Source organism: Streptomyces sp. NPDC005070 (assembly GCF_053600395.1).
On sequence record NZ_JBSFZS010000520.1, the window covers coordinates 1 to 1,371 of the forward strand.

The 1,371-nt window shown below is 71.6% G+C and carries 1 protein-coding gene and 1 pseudogene; one reads left to right on the forward strand and one right to left on the reverse strand.

The genetic code is table 11. The features are described 5' to 3' along the window. On the reverse strand, positions 1-768 hold a 768-nt coding region (locus ACWEBX_RS40780), incomplete at its 3' end, for a protein kinase domain-containing protein (protein ID WP_451889731.1). 413 nt (positions 769-1,181) lie between these two features. Between ACWEBX_RS40780 and ACWEBX_RS40785 the strand changes: the two are divergent. Continuing rightward, a pseudogene (locus tag ACWEBX_RS40785) lies at positions 1,182-1,371 on the forward strand (serine hydrolase); the annotation flags it as partial.

Consider the following 1,371-nt stretch of genomic DNA (forward strand, 5'->3'; position numbering starts at 1 on the left):
GAGCCGTCTGACTGATGGCACTGTCCAGGAGCGGGGCAAACTCGCAGCGGATACGCACAGCACCGCGCTGCGCGGGGCCCTGACCGGCAGCCGTTCCACCGCCCGGAGCGTGGCCTCCGCCTCGCCCCGGTCCCGGACGACCGGCCGCCCCTCGACCAGCGCGTACATCATCGCGCCCAGCGCCCAGAGGTCGGCCGGGGGTGCGCCGCCTTCGCCGCGGGCCTGCTCGGGAGAGGCGTACGAGGGAGCGGTGACGCGCGTCGCATCGGCGGAGGCCGTCATGCCGAAGCCGGTCACGGTGACCCTGCCGTGTTCGTCGGACCACACCTGGCTCGGGCCGAGTTCGCCGTGCGTGACTCCCTCGTGGTGCGCGGCGGTGAGGACGTCGAGGACGCCGAGCCCGATGCCGGCCGCCCGCACATGGTCGACGGGACCGTGCAGGAGGAGCTCGGACAGCGGGGCACCCGGCGGCCGCTCCGTGACGGTCCACACGAAGCCGGGCTCCTCGACCACCTCGAGGACCGCGGCCACTCCTCCGTGACAGGCCGGGCCGAGGATCTCGGCCGTGCGCAGGATCCGGTCGGCGGCGGGCTCCAGCGGCTTCTCGCCCCGGTGTCCGGCGGCACGCGACCAGGTCAGGACGACGGGCCGTCCGAAGGCGGTGTCCTCGCCGTGCCACAGGGCCCGGCCCTCCTCGCGCAGGAAGACGTCGAGCAGCCGGTATCTCCCGGCGATCAGGTCGCCCGAGGAGTCTTGCGCCTTGGCCATCGTCATCCCTCGTCGTGTACCGGTCACTCGCCTTTCCCAGAAGTACGCGGGAGGTGACGAAGAGTGTTCAACGGGAGAGGGCTGGAGATGAGTGTTTTTACCCGGACGCGTCGTTGTCGCGCGTCCGTACGAACAGTTCAGGCCCCCGTTCGTGGTCGGTTCACCGTCCGGCCTCCTCGTCGCGGTAGCTGCCCGAAGGGGCCGTCAGTGTCAACTCACCTTTCATTGACGGTAGTTGTCGCGATGGCTGGAACAGGAGGGGCGCCGGAGCCGCCGGGACGTGGACACCGGGGAGTCGTCCGGGAAAGATGCCAGATGCACACAACGCTGTCCGCCCGCCGCGTCCAGTCCGCGGCCCGCCGCCTGCCGTCCGTAGTCCGTCGCGTCGCCCGAGCCACCCGGAGGCCGTCCGTATGAGTGCCCGACCGTTGCCCCAGAGCCCGCCCGCCGAGCAGGGAGTCGACGCCTCGGGCATAAGCGCGTTCCTCGACGCCGTCGAGGCCGACCCCGCCATCGAACCGCACAGCCTGATGATCCTGCGCCACGGGCACCTCGTAGCCTCCGGCTGGTGGGCGCCGTACACGCCGGAGCGCCTCCAGCTCC